This window comes from Mesorhizobium sp. M4A.F.Ca.ET.020.02.1.1, from assembly GCF_004022645.1.
Classification (GTDB): domain Bacteria; phylum Pseudomonadota; class Alphaproteobacteria; order Rhizobiales; family Rhizobiaceae; genus Mesorhizobium.
Genome location: NZ_RZOI01001184.1, coordinates 1 through 1,034, shown reverse-complemented (window position 1 = coordinate 1,034; position 1,034 = coordinate 1). Strand labels below are relative to the sequence as shown.

Below are 1,034 nucleotides of genomic sequence, written 5' to 3'. Positions count from 1 at the left end.
ACAGCTTCGCCACCTGTTCCAGTCCTTGCTGGACGCTCCTGCGGATGGTGAGCTGCAGCGGCTTGCCCGGTATGGCCTTGGGCAGCATGGCATAGGCGGCATGGGCGGCCAGCGCCGGCAGCTTGCGGCGCAGGCCGGAGACATCGTCCAGCGCAGCGCGCGCGGCTTCCCGGTCGCCGAGCAGGCCGGCGGAAACCATGCGCGTCAGCACTCGGTCGCGCGCGGCATGCGCGACGTCGAGGTTGCGGTCGGGCCGCCGCTTCTCCGGCAGTTGCGGCAGGGCGACGAGCAGTGCTACCTCCGAGACCGTCAGCCGCTTCGGCTCCTTGCCGAAATAGGCCAGCGAAGCGGCGCGCACGCCTTCGAGATTGCCGCCATAGGGCGCCAGCGTCAGATAGCGCTCCAGGATCTCGCGCTTGGAAAGCCGCCGCTCGATCTGGATGGCGCGTAGCATCTGCTTGATTTTGGAGCCGAGGCTGCGACTGTCGCGCGGCTCGATCAGCCGGGCAAGCTGCATCGACAGCGTCGAGCCGCCGGAGACGATGTGGCCTTTGCTGACGAACTGACCGGCGGCACGGCAAAGCGCCAGGACGTCGACGCCGTCATGGTCCCAGAAGCGCTTGTCCTCATAGGCGACCAGCATGTCGACGAATTGCTTGTCGACCTGGTCGAGCCGGGTTTCGAGCCGCCAGTAACCGTCAGGCGTGGCGAAGGCGCGCAGAAGCTGACCGTCGCGGTCCTGCACTTCGGTGGAGACCGCCAGCTTTTCTGGCAGCGGCGGCGGATAGGCGCGGTCGAGCTGCCAGAGGGTGGCTGTGGAAGGGGCAACAACGCCGACGCAACAAGCCGCGGCTATGGCGCTGCGTCGCAGGAATTTTCTGGAAAGCATGGCGCCGCCCCTCATTGTCCTGCCGGACATTTCTCCCCGTATAGAGACGGGGAGAAAGGGGCTGTTGCCGATGGTTTCGCCAATCGCCAACGGTGCAGAATAGGCGGAGAAATTCGCGACAGCCCCCTTCTCCCCGTCTCCATAC

1 protein-coding gene is annotated in these 1,034 nt (G+C 66.2%); it reads right to left on the bottom strand.

Annotated elements, in window-relative coordinates:
• The coding region (locus EN742_RS35905) for a transglycosylase domain-containing protein (protein ID WP_245492492.1) at positions 1-889 on the bottom strand (889 nt) is incomplete at its 3' end.
• Positions 890-1,034 lie beyond the last annotated feature (145 nt).